The 14351-nt window shown below is 73.1% G+C and carries 16 protein-coding genes and 1 pseudogene; 5 read left to right on the forward strand and 12 right to left on the reverse strand.

The annotated features are described in order from the left end of the window. Position 1: 1 nt before the first annotated feature. Both OG933_RS34150 and OG933_RS34155 read right to left on the reverse strand, forming a co-directional pair. Positions 2-1033: a phosphotransferase family protein gene (locus tag OG933_RS34150; protein WP_362272102.1), complete on the reverse strand. Its 1032-nt coding sequence runs from the start codon at positions 1031-1033 to the stop codon at positions 2-4. A 185-nt stretch (positions 1034-1218) separates the two neighbouring features. After that, positions 1219-1515: a hypothetical protein gene (locus OG933_RS34155; RefSeq protein ID WP_267020729.1), complete on the reverse strand. Its 297-nt coding sequence runs from the start codon at positions 1513-1515 to the stop codon at positions 1219-1221. Positions 1516-1628: 113 nt separating this feature from the next. On the opposite strand from OG933_RS34155, the gene OG933_RS34160 reads away from it, so the two are divergent. Then, positions 1629-2588, forward strand: coding sequence for an NADP-dependent oxidoreductase (locus OG933_RS34160; protein ID WP_405630696.1), 960 nt, complete (start codon positions 1629-1631; stop codon positions 2586-2588). A gap of 24 nt (positions 2589-2612) precedes the next feature. On the opposite strand, the gene OG933_RS34165 is transcribed toward OG933_RS34160, so the two are convergent. The 4 genes from OG933_RS34165 to OG933_RS34180 all read right to left on the reverse strand — a co-directional run bounded on the left by OG933_RS34165 (position 2613) and on the right by OG933_RS34180 (position 4845). Continuing rightward, positions 2613-2939, reverse strand: a complete 327-nt coding sequence (locus OG933_RS34165) for a DUF202 domain-containing protein (protein ID WP_362528425.1) — start codon at positions 2937-2939, stop codon at positions 2613-2615. Then, positions 2936-3328, reverse strand: a complete 393-nt coding sequence (locus OG933_RS34170) for a DUF202 domain-containing protein (RefSeq protein WP_362528428.1) — start codon at positions 3326-3328, stop codon at positions 2936-2938. The genes OG933_RS34165 and OG933_RS34170 overlap by 4 nt, the downstream gene beginning before the upstream one ends. Before the next feature lie 70 nt (positions 3329-3398). Beyond that, the gene (locus OG933_RS34175; protein ID WP_362528430.1) at positions 3399-3914 is read right to left on the reverse strand and encodes an NUDIX domain-containing protein; all 516 of its coding nucleotides are present in this window, start codon (positions 3912-3914) and stop codon (positions 3399-3401) included. 37 nt (positions 3915-3951) lie between these two features. Beyond that, complete coding sequence (locus OG933_RS34180) at positions 3952-4845, reverse strand: DMT family transporter (protein WP_405630699.1); 894 nt, start codon at positions 4843-4845, stop codon at positions 3952-3954. A 413-nt stretch (positions 4846-5258) separates the two neighbouring features. On the opposite strand from OG933_RS34180, the pseudogene OG933_RS34185 reads away from it, so the two are divergent. The 3 genes and pseudogenes from OG933_RS34185 (at position 5259) to OG933_RS34195 (ending at position 7660) form a co-directional block, all read left to right on the forward strand. Further along, positions 5259-6208, forward strand: a pseudogene (locus OG933_RS34185) (hypothetical protein). Positions 6209-6282: 74 nt separating this feature from the next. Further along, on the forward strand, positions 6283-7053 hold the full coding sequence (locus OG933_RS34190) for a molybdopterin-dependent oxidoreductase (protein WP_362272089.1): 771 nt from the start codon (positions 6283-6285) through the stop codon (positions 7051-7053). After that, on the forward strand, positions 7037-7660 hold the full coding sequence (locus OG933_RS34195; protein ID WP_405630702.1) for a cytochrome b/b6 domain-containing protein: 624 nt from the start codon (positions 7037-7039) through the stop codon (positions 7658-7660). Before OG933_RS34190 ends, OG933_RS34195 begins: the two co-directional genes overlap by 17 nt. 22 nt (positions 7661-7682) lie before the next feature. Here the strand turns inward: OG933_RS34195 and OG933_RS34200 are convergent, their stop codons facing one another. The 4 genes from OG933_RS34200 to OG933_RS34215 are packed head-to-tail and all read right to left on the reverse strand — an operon-like array spanning position 7683 to position 11508. Next, positions 7683-8723, reverse strand: a complete 1041-nt coding sequence (locus tag OG933_RS34200; RefSeq protein WP_405630703.1) for an L-idonate 5-dehydrogenase — start codon at positions 8721-8723, stop codon at positions 7683-7685. A 16-nt stretch (positions 8724-8739) separates the two neighbouring features. Then, the gene (locus OG933_RS34205) at positions 8740-9498 is read right to left on the reverse strand and encodes an SDR family oxidoreductase (protein ID WP_405630705.1); all 759 of its coding nucleotides are present in this window, start codon (positions 9496-9498) and stop codon (positions 8740-8742) included. A gap of 36 nt (positions 9499-9534) precedes the next feature. Then, positions 9535-10932, reverse strand: coding sequence for a gluconate:H+ symporter (locus OG933_RS34210; protein ID WP_405630707.1), 1398 nt, complete (start codon positions 10930-10932; stop codon positions 9535-9537). A gap of 60 nt (positions 10933-10992) precedes the next feature. Continuing rightward, complete coding sequence (locus tag OG933_RS34215; RefSeq protein WP_362528448.1) at positions 10993-11508, reverse strand: gluconokinase; 516 nt, start codon at positions 11506-11508, stop codon at positions 10993-10995. Positions 11509-11648: 140 nt separating this feature from the next. Between OG933_RS34215 and OG933_RS34220 the strand changes: the two genes are divergently transcribed. Next, the gene (locus tag OG933_RS34220) at positions 11649-12350 is read left to right on the forward strand and encodes a FadR/GntR family transcriptional regulator (RefSeq protein ID WP_405630710.1); all 702 of its coding nucleotides are present in this window, start codon (positions 11649-11651) and stop codon (positions 12348-12350) included. A gap of 4 nt (positions 12351-12354) precedes the next feature. On the opposite strand, the gene OG933_RS34225 is transcribed toward OG933_RS34220, so the two are convergent. Continuing rightward, positions 12355-12798: a YchJ family protein gene (locus OG933_RS34225; protein WP_405630713.1), complete on the reverse strand. Its 444-nt coding sequence runs from the start codon at positions 12796-12798 to the stop codon at positions 12355-12357. A 141-nt stretch (positions 12799-12939) separates the two neighbouring features. Further along, a complete protein-coding gene (locus OG933_RS34230) occupies positions 12940-14292 on the reverse strand; it encodes a M1 family metallopeptidase (RefSeq protein WP_362528456.1) in 1353 nt (450 codons plus the stop codon). Between the last annotated feature and the right edge of the window lie 59 nt (positions 14293-14351).

A 14351-nucleotide genomic window follows, 5' to 3' on the forward strand; every position in this document is an offset into this window, starting at 1 on the left:
GTCAGCCTTCCTGGAGAGTGGTCAGTCCGTGCTCGATGAAGACGGGGACGAGCTCCCCGATGCGGTCGAAGCCGCGCCCGACCGTCTGGCCCAGCGTGTACCGGTAGTGGATGCCCTCCAGGATCACGGCGAGCTTGAACCAGGCGAACGCCGTGTACCAGGAGACGGCCGAGACGTCCCGCCCCGAGCGGGTCGCGTACCGCTCGATCAGCTCGGCGGGCGACGGGTGCCCGGGTGCCGAGGCGGTCGTGGAGATCGGCGAGTTGGGGAGTTCCAGCGGCACGCTGTACATCACCAGCAGGCCCAGGTCGGTCAGCGGGTCGCCGAGCGTCGACATCTCCCAGTCGAGGATCGCCCGGATCGTGTCGTCGGTCCCGATCAGGACGTTGTCGAGCCGGTAGTCGCCGTGCACGACCGCCGGGGCGGGGGAGTGCGGCAGCCCGCGGCCGAGCGCCGCGTGCAGCTCGTCGATCCCGGGCAGGTCGCGGCTGCGCGAGGCGTCCAGCTGCTTGCCCCAGCGGCGCAGCTGCCGGTCGAGGAAGCCCTCGGGGCGGCCGAAGTCGGCCAGGCCCACCGCGGCGGGGTCGACCGCGTGCAGTTCCACCAGTGTGTCCGCCAGCGAGAGGATCGCGTCCCGGGTGCGCCGCTCGCCGAGCGGGGCGAGCTCGTCGGCGGTGCGGTAGGGGGTGCCCTCGACGAACTCCATGACGTAGAAGGGCGCTCCGGGCGCCGCTTCGTTGTCGGGGTCCTCGCACAGCAGCACCGGGCGCGGCACCGGCACGCTCGTCGGGTGCAGGGCGCTGATCACCCGGTGCTCGCGCCGCATGTCGTGCGCGGTGGCCAGGACGTGCCCGAGCGGAGGGCGCCGCACGACCCACTTCGCGGTGCCGTCGGAGACCGCGTAGGTGAGGTTCGACCGTCCGCCCTCGATCAGCCGGCCGGTGAGGGGGCCGTCGACCAGGCCGGGACGTTCGCGCTCCAGCAGGGCGCGCAGCCGGTCGAGATCGAGTCCGGGCGGGTGGTCGGGGCTCATGCGCGGCTCCTGCGGACGGGACGGGTAATCAGCATGCGCACTATGATGCCGACCGGTCGGTATGCCGTCCAGTGGTCACGCCCAACGTGATCGGGGCCACGATAGGACGACGGCTCCCCGGGCAGTACCCGGGGAGCCGTCGTCGGGGCGGTTCCCGGCCGCCCGGCCGTCGTCCTTCGGAGGCGTCAGTGGTCGTCCCAGTGGCCCTCGTGCTCGGCGTGCCGGTGCCCGTCGTGCAGGTAGTCCACGTGGTCGCCGTGCCGTACGCGCGCGTGCCCGCAGTCCTCGCCGTGCCGGTGCTCGTGCCCGTCGTGGGTCACGTGCCCGCCCGGCTCGCACTCGTCCCAGTGGCCGCCGTGCTCACGGTGCAGATGCCCGTCGTGGACGTAGTCGACGTGGTCGCCGTGCCGCACCTCGGTGTGCCCGCAGTCCGGGCCGTGCGTGTGGGTGTGGGCGGAGTGCTCGAGATGGAGGGTGGTCATGCTGCTCACCTTCGAAGCTGCGGGGTGATGACGTCGGACAGGCTGCCACGCGAACTCCGCATATCGGGTCATTCGGCTTGCGTGGCGTCCGGGTACCCCGGAGGGTCGGACCCATGAAGGCCATCAGCTACTCACGCTACGGCGGCCCCGAGACGCTCGTGTACGGGGACGTCCGCGAGCCCAAGATCGGCCCCGACTCGGTGCTGGTGAAGGTCCGGGCGGCGGCCGTGAACCCTGTCGACTGGAAGGCCCGCGAGGGCTACCTGGACCCGATGCTCGACGCCGTCTTCCCGGTGATCCCCGGGTGGGACGTCTCGGGGGTCGTCGTGCAGCTCGGGGTGTCCGTCGCCGAGTACGCGGTCGGCGACGAGGTGATCGGCTACGTCCGCGAGGACTTCCTCTCCCGCGGCACCTTCGCCGAGTACGTCGGCGCCCCGGTGCGCACCCTCGCCCGCAAGCCGCGCAACCTCACCTGGGAGGAGGCCGCGGGCCTGCCGCTGACCGGGCTCACCGCCTACCAGGTGCTGACCGAGGCCCTGCAGGTGAAGCGGGGCGAGACCGTTCTCGTCCACGCGGCCGCGGGCGGCGTCGGCTCCATCACCGTGCAGCTCGCCCGCCATCTGGGCGCCCGGGTGATCGGCACCGCGAGCGAGGCCAACCACGACTTCGTCCGCTCGCTGGGCGGCGAGCCCGTGACCTACGGCGAGGGGCTGTCCGAGCGGGTGCGCGGGCTGGCCCCCGAGGGTGTGGACGCGGTCTTCGACACGGTCGGCGGCGACACGCTGAGGGTCTCCGCCAACCTGCTGGCCCCGGAAGGACGCCTGGCGTCGATCGCCGACAGGGACGTCGTCGGGTACGGCGGCCGGTACTTCTGGGTCCGGCCCGACGCCGACGATCTCACCCGGTTGTCGGAACTGGCCGAACAGGGTGTGGTGTCCGTGCACGTCTCCGACACCTTCCCGCTGGAGCGTGCCGCGGACGCCTACCGGCTCAACGAACAGGGCCGCACCCGGGGCAAGATCGTGGTGACGGTGGACTGGGCGGACGAGGCCACCGAGAACGCGCAGCAGTGAGGCCGGCGAGTCCCGGACGAGGTCCTAGACCACCACCAGCGCCGCGGCGCACACCGCAGTCGCCACCGCGCACAGCACCGCCGCCGTGGCGTGCCGCGGGCTGAGGGCCGCCGGGATCGCGGCGGCGGACAGGGCGTGGATCCGGCGGTGCGCGAGCAGCAGGAAGGCCAGCCACAGGCCGCAGCACAGCGCGCAGGCGACGATCCCGGACACCGACACCCCGCCGTGCAGCGCCGCCTTCACGGCGAGCACGGCGGCCACGGTGCTCGCCAGCGTCGTACGCCGCCAGGCGAGCCGGGTCCGCTCGGGCTGAAGGCCGGGGTCACGCACCGGCCGGGCCGCCTCGCTCACCCCTCCCACCCCACCAGCACCGCGACGGCCATCGCCAGGGCCACCACCGCGACCAGCACGCCCAGCAACGCCGGAAAGCGGGACGCCGGCAGGTCCTCGCCCCGGCGCATCGCCCGCTCGCAGCGCATCCAGTGATTGACCGCGCGCAGGGAGCACAACACCCCCGCGGCCAGCAGCGCGAGCGCCAGCCCGACCCGCCAGCCCCAGCGCAGATCCGGCAGGAACTGGTCCACCGCGAAGCCCCCGCCGATCAGCGCGAGCGCGGTGCGCAGCCAGGCGAGGAACGTGCGCTCGTTCGCCAGCGAGAACCGGTAGTCGGGGGTGCGGCCCTCCTCCCGGACCTGCTCGGGAGCGAACCACAACCGGACGTTCCGTACGAACTCGATCACCCGCAGGACCCTACCCGCCGACCGTCGTCCGCCCCGCTCCTGCTGCCCGCCGCAGCGGTTCCCGCCCTGCTCAGCCGGTCGCCCGGTGCGCCTTCAGCCGCTCGTACGCCGCCAGCCCGTCCGGCACCCACTCCCACCCGGACAGCCGCCGTTCGACCTCCTCCTCGGGGAGGAACTCGTGCCAGGCCACCTCCTCCGCCTGGGGGTGCACCGGCAGCTCGCAGCGGACCTCGTAGACGGCCGACCACCAGCTCCCGGCGGCGCCGCCGTCGTACAGGAACTTGAAGAGGAACTCAGGGCGGGGCAGGCCGCTCACGCCCAGCTCCTCCTCGGCCTCACGCAGCGCGGCGGCGTCGTAGGACTCGCCCGCGCCGACCACCCCGCCGACGAACATGTCGTACAGCGAGGGGAAGACCAGCTTGGTCGGGGTGCGGCGGTGGACGAAGATCCGGCCCTCGGCGTCCCTGGCCCGGACGAAGACGCAGCGGTGCCGCAGACCCTCGGCGTACGCCTGCCCGCGGGGGGACTGTCCGACCACCCGGTCGTTCTCGTCGACGATGTCGAGGATCTCGTCTGCAGCGCTCATGGGCCCATCCAAGCAGGCCCGCCCCCGGCGCCGGCGGCTACTGGGGCTGGAGGTCCGGCACCCGTTCGCGCGGCGCCGTGCCGCGCGGCATCGCCGGGTGCAGCCCGAGGAGCACGATGCCCGCCACGATCGCCGCGAGCCCCGCCGCCTCCCAGGCCAGCGCGCCGGTGTCGGTGCGCAACTGGTCGCCGAGGAAGCCGACCCCGCAGATGATCCCCGCGAGGGGCTGCGCCGCGGTCAGCGCGGGCAGCGACATCCGCAGGGGTGCCGTCTCGAACGCGCTCTGGACCAGCACGAGGCCGGTCACGCCGAGCGCGAGCACCGCGTACGGCTGCCAGCCGGTCATCAGCTCGCCGAGGCCACCGGCGGAGAAACGCTGCCCGCTGACCCGGGTCAGCGCGTCCTGGACGCCGTACAGCAGGCCGGCCGCGAGGGCCAGCAGCACCGGGCCGGAGCTGAGCCGGGAGTGTTTGGCGTAGGTGGTGAGCAGCAGCGCAAGCCCGACCATCACCCCGATGATCAGCCAGTGCCGCAGCGGATCCGTGACCGCGGTGCCGCCGCGCGGCTCGCCCGCCACGATGAAGGTGGTCACCCCGCCGGCGAGCAGGAGCAGGCCCGCCCAGCCCTGGCGGCCGAGGGGCTGTTTCGTCTGGTGCCGGGAGAGCGCGAGGGCGAACAGCAGATTGGTCGCGAGCAGCGGCTCCACCAGGGAGATCTCGCCCTGTCCGAGCGCGATCGCACCCAGCGCCATGCCCGCCACCATGAGACCGATGCCGCCCAGCCAGCGCGGCACCTTCATCAGGTCGAGCAGCAACCGCGGCGAGAGGAAGTCGCCGAGCGGCGCACGCTGGGCCGCGTTCTGCTGGAGGACGAACCCGAAGCCCAGGCAGCAGGCGGCGCTCACGGCGAGAACCAGAACCAGAACCGACACGCTGCCTACCTCGATCATCCGGTCGGACCACGGACGGGATGCGTAGTGGCCGACTGTAGCGTCCCAGCGCCCTCGGCGCCCCGAGTACCCGGAACCGGGCGGTTGACCCGACCGCGGCACCCGGGAACGGGGTCGGGGATGCGGGGCGGCCCTACGGCCATGGTGTGGGCTCCGGCCGGGCCGCGCCATGGCGTACGCCACACCGGCCGCCGGGACACCCGGCGGCGGGGGGTCCCACCAGCGGCGCTCCCCCACCGGATTCCCTGCCACCGGGGAGCGGCCGGCGCCTGTGGCACCTCTTCGTCCCTCCCCGACCCTTGACGGTGAGTGTTCCCTAGGGATTGGCTGTGCGTGATCGGCCGATCGCGGGCCGATGTCGGATCCGCCGCCGAGGAGTATGAGGAAGTCCCGCGGTGCCCTTACCCCCGCCCCCTCCCGGCCGTGATCACGAGCGCGTTCGCCGGACCCCCGACCCGGCCCTGGACGACACCGAGCTCGGCCTCGCCCGCGCCGCGCTGGCCCAGGGCCGCAGACAGCCCGTCCGCTCCCTGCTGGCCCGTACCGGCGCCGACTGGGACCGCCGCGCCCACCGCACGGCGGTCCTCGCCCTCGAGCCCTGCGCGGTCGCCCGGGCCCACGAATGGCTGCTCGCCGAACCGGGCAGCGCCGACGCCGCCGTGCTGCTCGCCCTGGCCCAGGTCCGCCGGACCCTGCGCGGCAAGGAGGACGCGGCAGTCGCCCGGCCGCCTGCCGGTCCGCCGCGGCGCTCGCGCCCGCCGACCCCACCCCCTGGCTCGGCCTGCTCCAGCTGGAACGGGACGGCGGGGCGGCGGCCGTGCGGATCTTCGAGGAGATCCGGTCCCGGCACCGCGACCACCATCACGCGCACCACCTCATGGTCGCCCGGCTCGCCGAGCGCCGGGCGGACGGCGGCCCGGACCCGCTGCACGAGGTCCACGACTTCGCCGCCTGGGCCGCCGAACAGGCGCCCGCCGACTCCCCGCTGGCGATCCTCCCGGTCGTCGCGCACGCCGAGCGCTACCGCGTCCTGGCCGCCCACGGTTTCGCGCCCGCCGACCCCGCCGCCTCCGGGCACTGGCGGGACGGCCGGGCCCGGGGCGTGACGAAGGCCGCCTTCGACTGGTGGCTGGAGTGGGAGCACGACGACCACCCCCGCCACCTGATCGACCTGAACTTCCTCGCCCACGCCAAAGTTCTGGAGGGACAGGGCGCCGAGGCCGCCGCCCTCTTCCACCGCATCGGCCGGCACGCCACCTCCGAGCCCTGGTCCTACCCGGACCGCGACCCCCACCAGGCCTTCCACAGGGCCCGTGCCGCCGCGCTCGGTCTGAGAGGCGGGTAAGAAGTGATGACGGAAGTCTGACGGCCGCCCGGGATCCCTGGCCCCGGCAGGCCCCCGAGTGCTCGAATGGAAGGGTGAACCCCGAACCATCCGAGCCGGCCGAACCATCCGAGGCAGCCGGCCCGGACGCAGCGCCCGCGGAACGCGGCACACCCGTCGGCCGCCGGGTCTTCCTCGGCACGCTCGCCCTCGGCGCCCTGGGGGTCGTCGCGGCGCCCCCGCTCCAGCGCGGTATGGAGGCCTTCCTCGGCAGCGCCGCCGACAAGGACCCCACCGGCCTCACCGGTCTGCTCCCGAACGGCGGCGGCTTCCGCTACTACTCGGTGACGTCCTCGGTCCCGCACAGGAACGCCACGAACTACCGCCTCACCGTGGACGGCCTGGTCGACCGGCCCGCCACCTACACGCTGGCCGACCTCAGGGCCCTGCCCCAGACCCGGATGGTCAAGGACGTCCAGTGCGTCACCGGCTGGCGGGTGCCGGGCACGCCCTTCGAGGGCGTCCGGCTGTCCGCCCTCCTCGACGCGGCCGGAGTCCGCGCCGAGGCCGGCGCGATCCGCTTCACCTGTTTCGACGGTGCCTACACCGAGAGCCTCACCCTCGCCCAGGCCCGCCGCGCCGACGTCCTGGTCGCGCTGCGCATGCAGGACAAGGACCTCGGCCACGACCACGGCGGCCCCGTCCGCCTCTACGTGGCGCCCATGTACTTCTACAAGTCCGCCAAGTGGCTCTCCGGCATCACCGTCACCGAGAAGGTGAGGCCCGGCTACTGGGAGGAGCGTGGCTACGACGTCGACGCCTGGGTCGGCCGCTCGAACGGACGGGACGATGAGCCTACGAGCTGAGGCGCCACCGGCGACCACGCAGATCCCCCGCTTCACCCGCGCCGAGCGATGGGTGCACCGCACCACGGCCCTGCTGATGGGCGTGTGCGTGGTGACGGCGGCCTTCCTGTACATCCCCGAGTTCGCCCAGCTCGTGGGCCGGCGCGAGCTGGTGGTCCGGGTCCACGAATGGGCCGGCCTGGCCCTGCCCGTCCCGGTCCTGGCGGGCCTCGCCTCCCGCGCGTTCCGCGCCGACCTGCGCCACCTCAACCGCTTCGGCCCGCACGACCGTCGCTGGCTCGGGGCCGCCCTGCGCCGGGACAAGCGCCGGCAGTCGCGTCCGGCGGCCAAGTTCAACGCCGGACAGAAGATCTACGCGGCCTGGATCGCCGGGGCGACCCTCGTGATGGTCGGCACCGGACTGCTCATGTGGTTCACCCACCTCACCCCGATCATGTGGCGCACCAGCGCGACCTTCGTCCACGACTGGCTCGCCCTGACGATCGGCGTCGTCCTGGCCGGCCACATCGGCATGGCCCTGGGCAACCCGGAGGCCCGCCGAGGGATGCGCACGGGCTCGGTGAGCCGGGAATGGGCCCGCCGGGAACACCGCCTGTGGCGCCCCTGACCGACCCCCTCAACCGCTCTCCTCACCCGGCCTCTCGGCTCCCGAAGTCCAGCAGCACCTTGCAGGAGCGGTCCCGGTCCGCGGCGAGCGCGAACGCCGACTCCGCTTCCCGCACCGGGACCACCGCGCTGATCAGCGCGTCGAAGGCGGGCTCGGCCGCGAGCAGGCGCAGCGCCGCGTCGAACTCCGTGTCGAAGCGGAACGCCCCGCGCAGCTCGATCTCCCGGCTGACCACCAGGTTCCCGGCGAACGGGCTCTGCCCCGGCGGCAGCATGCCCAGCTGCACGACGACCCCGCCACGGCGCACCAGCCGCAGGCAGCTGTCGAGACCGGCGGCCACCCCGGACGCCTCGACGGCCACGTCCACCTCCGACGGCCACCCGGGATCCGCCGGATCGTCGGCCCGTACGACGGTGTCGGCGCCCATGGCGCGGGCATGGCCGAGGGCGGTGGGCAGCAGGTCGGTCGCGGTCACCCGGGCCGCGCCGGCCGCCTTCGCCGCCGCGACCACCAGAGCGCCGATCGGTCCGGCACCGGTGACCAGGACGTGCCGCCCGGACACCGCCCCGGCCCGCCGCACCGCGTGCAACGCCACCGACAGCGGCTCGGCGAGCGCGGCCCGACGCGGCCGAAGCCCTTCCGGGAGCGGCCGCACCTGCCCGACGGGGACGACGATCTCGCCCGCGAACCCGCCCTGCACGTGCGGCGTCCGGGCCGCGCTGCCGAGGTAGCGGGTGTCCCGGCAGACATGGCGCCGCCCGTCCGCGCACTCCGGGCACACCCCGCACGCGGTGGCCGGGTGCACGGCGACCGGCGTACCGGCAGCGGGACCCGCGGGGGAGGGGGAGCCGTACGCGACGACCGTCCCCACCACCTCGTGTCCCAGCACCATCGGCTCCTTCAGGCGGAAGTCACCGACCCCGCCGTGCCGCCAGTAGTGCAGGTCGGAGCCGCAGACCCCGCCGTAGCGGACGGCGACGAGGACCTCGCCCGGTCCGGGCACCGGCGACGCCAGCTCCTCGACGCGCAGGTCGCCCCGACCGTGGATCACACAACCGAGCATCCCTCGTCACGCCCCTTCAGAGCACACTCGTCATACCGCCGTCGACGTACAGCACCTGTCCGCCGACGAAGTCCGCCGCGGGAGAGGCGAGGAACAGCACCCCGCCCACCAGGTCCTCGGTGCGGCCCCACCGCCCGGCCGGGGTACGGCGCCGCACCCACGCGCTGAACTCCTCGTCCCGGACCAGGGGCTCGGTCAGCTCGGTCTCGATGTAGCCCGGACCGAGCCCGTTGACCTGGACGCCGTAGGGCCCCCAGTCCGCGCACATGCCCTTGGTGAGCATCTTCAGCGCGCCCTTGGTGGCCGCGTAGGGCGCGATGCCCGGGCGGACCACCTCGCTCTGGAGCGAGCAGATGTTGATGATCTTTCCGTGGCCGCGTTCCGTCATCCCGCGGGCGGCCGCCCGGCCCACCAGGAACGCGCTGGTGAGGTTGGTGTCCAGCAGCCGGTGCCAGTCGGAGTCGGCGAACTCCAGGAGCGGGGCGCGCAGTTGCACACCCGCGTCGTTGACCAGGATGTCGAGCGGACCGACCCGGTCCTCGATCCCGGCGATCCCGGCATCCACGGAGGAGCCGTCGGTGACGTCGAACACGCTCGTGTGCACCTCGCCGGGCAGTGAGGCGGCCGCCCGCTCGAGACGGCCCGCGTCCCGCCCGTTGAGGACCACCGTGCAGCCGGCCTCCGCGAGGCCCCGGGCCAGGGCCAGCCCGATGCCCCGGCTGGAGCCGGTGACCAGGGCGGTCCGGCCGCTGATGTCGAACAGGGGATGACTCATGCCCGTACTCCTTCTCCTTCCCCTCCCGGCGTACCGCTATATGACCAGGGAGAGGAGCAGGACCAGGCCACCGGCGACCACGGAGATGATGGTCTCCATGACCGACCAGGTCTTGATGTTCTGGCCGACGGTGAGCCCGAAGTACTCCTTCACCAGCCAGAATCCCGCGTCGTTGACATGGCTGAAGAACAGCGAGCCGGCGCCGATGGCCAGGACCAGCAGGGCGGTGTGCGTGGTCGACATGTCGGCCGCGAGCGGCGCGACCAGGCCGGCCGCCGAGATCGTCGCCACGGTCGCCGAACCGGTCGCCAGCCGGATGGTCACCGCGATCAGCCAGGCCAGCAGCAGCGCCGGGATCGACCAGTCCTTGGAGATGTCCAGGACCATCTGGCCCACGCCGCAGTCGATCAGCGTCTGCTTGAAGCCGCCGCCCGCGCCGACGATCAGCAGGATGCCCGCGATGGGCGCGAGGCCCTTCTCGACCAGCCCGGAGACCCGGTCCTTGGCGAACCCGGCGGGCCGGAGCAGGGTGAAGATGCCGACGAGTACGGCGGTGAGCAGCGCGATCAGCGGGGATCCGACGACGTCGAAGACGCGCTGCACGGTGTGCTCGGGGTCGTCCACCACGATGTCGACCAGCGCCTTGGACAGCATGAGGACGACGGGCAGCAGGATCGTCGCGAGCGTGGCGCCGAAGCCGGGCCGCTTCTCCAGGTCCTCGGAGGGCCGCTGCGGAATCATGCGGTCGGGAGCGGGGACGTCGACCCAGCGGGCGGCGACCCGCGAGAACAGCGGACCCGCGACGACGACCGTCGGGATGGCGATGAGCACGCCGAGCGCCAGGGTGACGCCCAGGTTGGCGCCGACCGCGTCGATCGCGACCAGCGGGCCGGGGTGCGGCGGGACGAGACCGTGCATCACCGACAGACCGGCCAGCGCCGGGATGCCGATCCGCATGAGCGAGTAGTTGCCCCGCTTGGCGACCATCAGCACGACGGGGATCAGCAGCACCACGCCGACCTCGAAGAACAGCGGCAGACCGATCACGGAGGCGATCAGCACCATCGCCCACGGCATCGAGCGGCCGCCCGCCTTGGCGAGGATCGTGTCCACGATCTGATCGGCGCCGCCGGAGTCCGCGAGCATCTTGCCGAGGATCGCGCCCAGCGCGATCAGCACACCCACCCCGGCGACGGTGGCGCCGAGTCCGGTGGTGAACGAGGCGATGGCCTCGTCCAGCGGCGCCCCGGCGAACGCGCCCAGCGCGAGCGAGCCGATGGTCAGCGCCAGGAAGGCGTGGAGCTTGAACTGGGTGATGAGCAGGACGATCACGGCGATGCCCGCCAGAACGGCGATGCCCAGCTGCGCGTGGCCGGCCGAGGTGATCGGCTCGACGGTGTCCGCTGCCAGCATCTCGACACTGAGTCTGGTCACGGGTGATTCCCTTGCAGGTGACGGGGACGGGGGAGGGAAGTACGGGGTGGAACTGGAAGGTCAGGCAGGCTGAGGGAGCGCGTCGAGCGCGGTCACGGCCCGCCCGGTGATGGCCTCCGGGCTGCCGGAGACGTCGACGACGACGCCCGTCTCGTCCGCCTGGAGGGGCTGGAGCGTGGCGAACTGGGAGTCGAGCAGCGCGGTCGGCATGAAGTGGCCCTGCCGGTGCGCCATGCGGTCCTCGATCAGCGCGCGGTCGCCCGCGAGATGCACGAAGACGACCCCGGGGGCCGTCGCCCGCAGCCGGTCGCGGTACGACCGCTTCAGTGCCGAGCAGCTGACGACCCCGCCGAGTCCGGCGCGCGCGTCCGCCCAGCCGCCGATGGCGTCGAGCCACGGCCACCGGTCGTCGTCGTCGAGCGGGGTGCCGGCCGACATCTTGTCGATGTTGGCCTGCGGGTGGAAGTCGTCGCCCTCGGCGTACGGAACGCCCAACCGGGCGGCGAGCAGGGGACCGATGGTGGTCTTGCCCGTGCCGGCGACGCCCATCACCACGACGACATGGGGGGTACGCATCTCTGCCTCGCTGTCTGCTTCGACGTCTGACGCCAACGGACGCCGACGACACTGAAACCGATTAGGTACGACGAATTCAAGAGTGTGTGACAAATAAGTCTGACTTTTTGGCTCCGTGATCTACCCCGTACTCTGAGTGCATGACCACTCCGGGCCGGGGTCTGCACGGCCAAGTACTGGACGCCCTGGGCCCCGCCATCACCGCGGGTGAGTACCCGCCGGGCAGTGTTCTGCGCACCGACGAACTGGCCCAGCGCTTCGACGTCTCCCGCTCGGTGATGCGCGAGGCGGTCCGCGTCCTGGAGTCCATGCATCTGGTCGAGTCCCGCCGCCGCGTCGGCGTGACGGTCCGCCCCCGGGCCGCGTGGAACGTCTACGACCCGCAGGTCATCCGCTGGCGGCTGGCCGGTGCCGACCGCCCGCACCAGCTGCGCTCCCTCACCGTCCTGCGCTCGGCGATCGAGCCGGTCGCGGCGGCCCTGGCGGCGAAACACGCCACGGCGGAGCAGTGCGCCGAACTGACCAGGTGCGCGCTCGGCATGGTGGCCAACTCACGCGGCCACCGGCTGGAGGGGTACCTCGTCCACGACGTCGCCTTCCACCGGGTGATCCTCGCCGCCTCGGGCAACGAGATGTTCGCCCGCCTCGGCGACGTCGTCGCGGAGGTCCTGGCGGGCCGCACCCATCACGAGGTCATGTTCGAGGACCCCGACCCGACCGCCGTCACCCTCCACGTCCAGGTCGCGGAGGCGGTCCGCGAGGGCGACGCGGCCCGCGCGGAACGACTGACCCGGGAGATCACGGTCGGCGCCCTCCAGGAACTGGACATCCTGGCGCCCTAGCGGGTCATGCCGAGCCCTCCGGGAACTCCCCGTCCACGTACACCCACGCCCCGGCCACCCGCTCGAAGCGGCTGCGCTCGTGCAGCGTGCCGCCCCGGTAGGAGGCCCGGAACTCCACGGTCCCGGTCGGGTGGAAGGCGCTCCCGTCCGCCGTCCCGAGGATCTCCAGGCCCGTCCACCGCATCCCCGGATCGAGCTCGAGCCGCTCCGGCCGCGTCCGCGGATGCCATGTCCGCAGCAGATACCCCACGTCACCCCGGACGAAGGCGCTGTACCGCGACCGCATCAGCGCCTCGGCGCCGGGCGCGGCTTCGGTGCCCGCGTGGTAGCGACCGCAGCAGGCTTCATAGGCGGCGGGCAGCCCGCACGGGCAGCCGGCGGGCACGGCGGGGGAGGTACGGACGGCGGCGGAGGCACGCTGTCGCGGGCGGGCGGTACGTCGGGCCATGACCCCATTGTGCCCGCCCCACGGATCGAGCCCCTTGAGGGGTCGCGCCCCCGAAGGGGCGCTGGGAACTGCCCGATCAACCCCCACCGGCCCGCGGGCTCAACACCGTGCCGGCTCATCACCGCAGGCACAGCGGAGCGCTTACGCCGACTCCGCGCCCCGGCCCACCGACGCAACCGGCAGCGGCGGCAGCACCGTGCCGTACACCCACGCGTCGAACAGGTCGTCAAGGGGCTCAGGTGCGAACCGTGCCACGTGCGCGGTGAGCGTCGACGTCGTCACCGAACCGCCCCGGTGCAGCCCGAGCCAGGCGCGCAGCATCCGGAAGAACGCGTCGTCGCCGAGCGCGCAGCGCAGCGCGTGCACGGTGAGCCCGCCGCGCTCGTAGAGCCGGTCGTCGAACATCGACTTGCGGCCCGGATCGGCGAGGCGCAGGTCCTGCGGCTGCGAGGCCAGCGACCGGTGCGCGACCGCGGCGAGCTGCTGCGCGCTGCGCCCGCCCGACCGCTCCGACCACAGCCACTCCGCGTACTTCGCGAACCCCTCGTTCAGCCAGATGTGCCGCCAGTCGGCGATGGACACACTGTTGCCGAACCACTGGTGCGCCAGCTCGTGCGCCACCAGCCGCTCCGAACCCCGCCCGCCGTCCACGTGGTTGGCGCCGAACAGCGACAACCCCTGGGCCTCGACCGGGACATCGAGTGCCTCCTCGGTCACCACGACGGCGTACTCGTCGAACGGGTAGGGCCCGAAGAGCTGTTGGAAGAGGTGCATCATCCCGGGCTGGCGCGCGAAGTCCCGCGAGAACTCCGCCAGCAGCTCCGCCGGGAGGTGCCCGTGCTGGGGGATGCCCCCGAGCCCCGGGTCGCCCAGCAGGACGGTCTGGTACTTCCCGATCGACAGGCCGACCAGATAGCTCGACGTCGGCGCCGCCTGCTCGTACACCCACGTGGTCGTCGAAGCCTTCGTGGTCCGCGTCAGCAGCCGGCCGCCCGCCACCACCGAGTACGCCGACGGTGTCGTGACCGATATCAGGTACGACGCCTTGTCCGCGGGCCGGTCGTTGCACGGGTACCAGGAGGGCGCCCCGACGGGCTGGCTCGCCACCAGCGCCCCGTCGCCCAGCTCCTCCCAGCCGATCCCGCCCCAGGGGCTGCTCACCGGCTTGGGATTGCCCGACCAGTGCACCTCGACGGTGAAGGCCGCCCCGGCGCGCAGCGGCTTGGCCGGCCGCACGCGCAGCCGGCCGCCGCGGTGGGTGTAGTGCGTGGGCCGGCCGTCCACCCGGACCCGGCCGATCTTGAAGTCGGCCAGGTTCAGCTGGAACTCCGGCAGCGCCGAGCGTCCCACGATGGCGTTGATCCGCGCCGCGCCCGACAGCCGGTTCGGGGCGGGCCGGTAGTCCAGCGTGAGCTCGTAGCGGTGCACCCGGTAACGGGAATCACCGTTCGCCGGGAAATACGGATCCGGCCCGACCGCCTGCTGAACTGCCACGTCCCCGTCCGCTCCCTGACCTGTGCTCGAACCACCCGCCGCCGGTGCACCGCCCACCG

The organism is Streptomyces sp. NBC_00016 (genome assembly GCF_045040885.1).
In the GTDB taxonomy this organism is placed as follows: domain Bacteria; phylum Actinomycetota; class Actinomycetes; order Streptomycetales; family Streptomycetaceae; genus Streptomyces; species Streptomyces coriariae.

Coding starts and splice junctions, on each gene's coding strand:
- OG933_RS34150 (WP_362272102.1), bottom strand. CDS start 1,033: ATGAGCCCCGACCACCCGCCCGGACTCGATCTCGACCGGCTGCGCGCC.
- OG933_RS34155 (WP_267020729.1), bottom strand. CDS start 1,515: ATGACCACCCTCCATCTCGAGCACTCCGCCCACACCCACACGCACGGC.
- OG933_RS34160 (WP_405630696.1), top strand. CDS start 1,629: ATGAAGGCCATCAGCTACTCACGCTACGGCGGCCCCGAGACGCTCGTG.
- OG933_RS34175 (WP_362528430.1), bottom strand. CDS start 3,914: ATGAGCGCTGCAGACGAGATCCTCGACATCGTCGACGAGAACGACCGG.
- OG933_RS34195 (WP_405630702.1), top strand. CDS start 7,037: ATGAGCCTACGAGCTGAGGCGCCACCGGCGACCACGCAGATCCCCCGC.
- OG933_RS34200 (WP_405630703.1), bottom strand. CDS start 8,723: ATGCTCGGTTGTGTGATCCACGGTCGGGGCGACCTGCGCGTCGAGGAG.
- OG933_RS34205 (WP_405630705.1), bottom strand. CDS start 9,498: ATGAGTCATCCCCTGTTCGACATCAGCGGCCGGACCGCCCTGGTCACC.
- OG933_RS34215 (WP_362528448.1), bottom strand. CDS start 11,508: ATGCGTACCCCCCATGTCGTCGTGGTGATGGGCGTCGCCGGCACGGGC.
- OG933_RS34220 (WP_405630710.1), top strand. CDS start 11,649: ATGACCACTCCGGGCCGGGGTCTGCACGGCCAAGTACTGGACGCCCTG.
- OG933_RS34225 (WP_405630713.1), bottom strand. CDS start 12,798: ATGGCCCGACGTACCGCCCGCCCGCGACAGCGTGCCTCCGCCGCCGTC.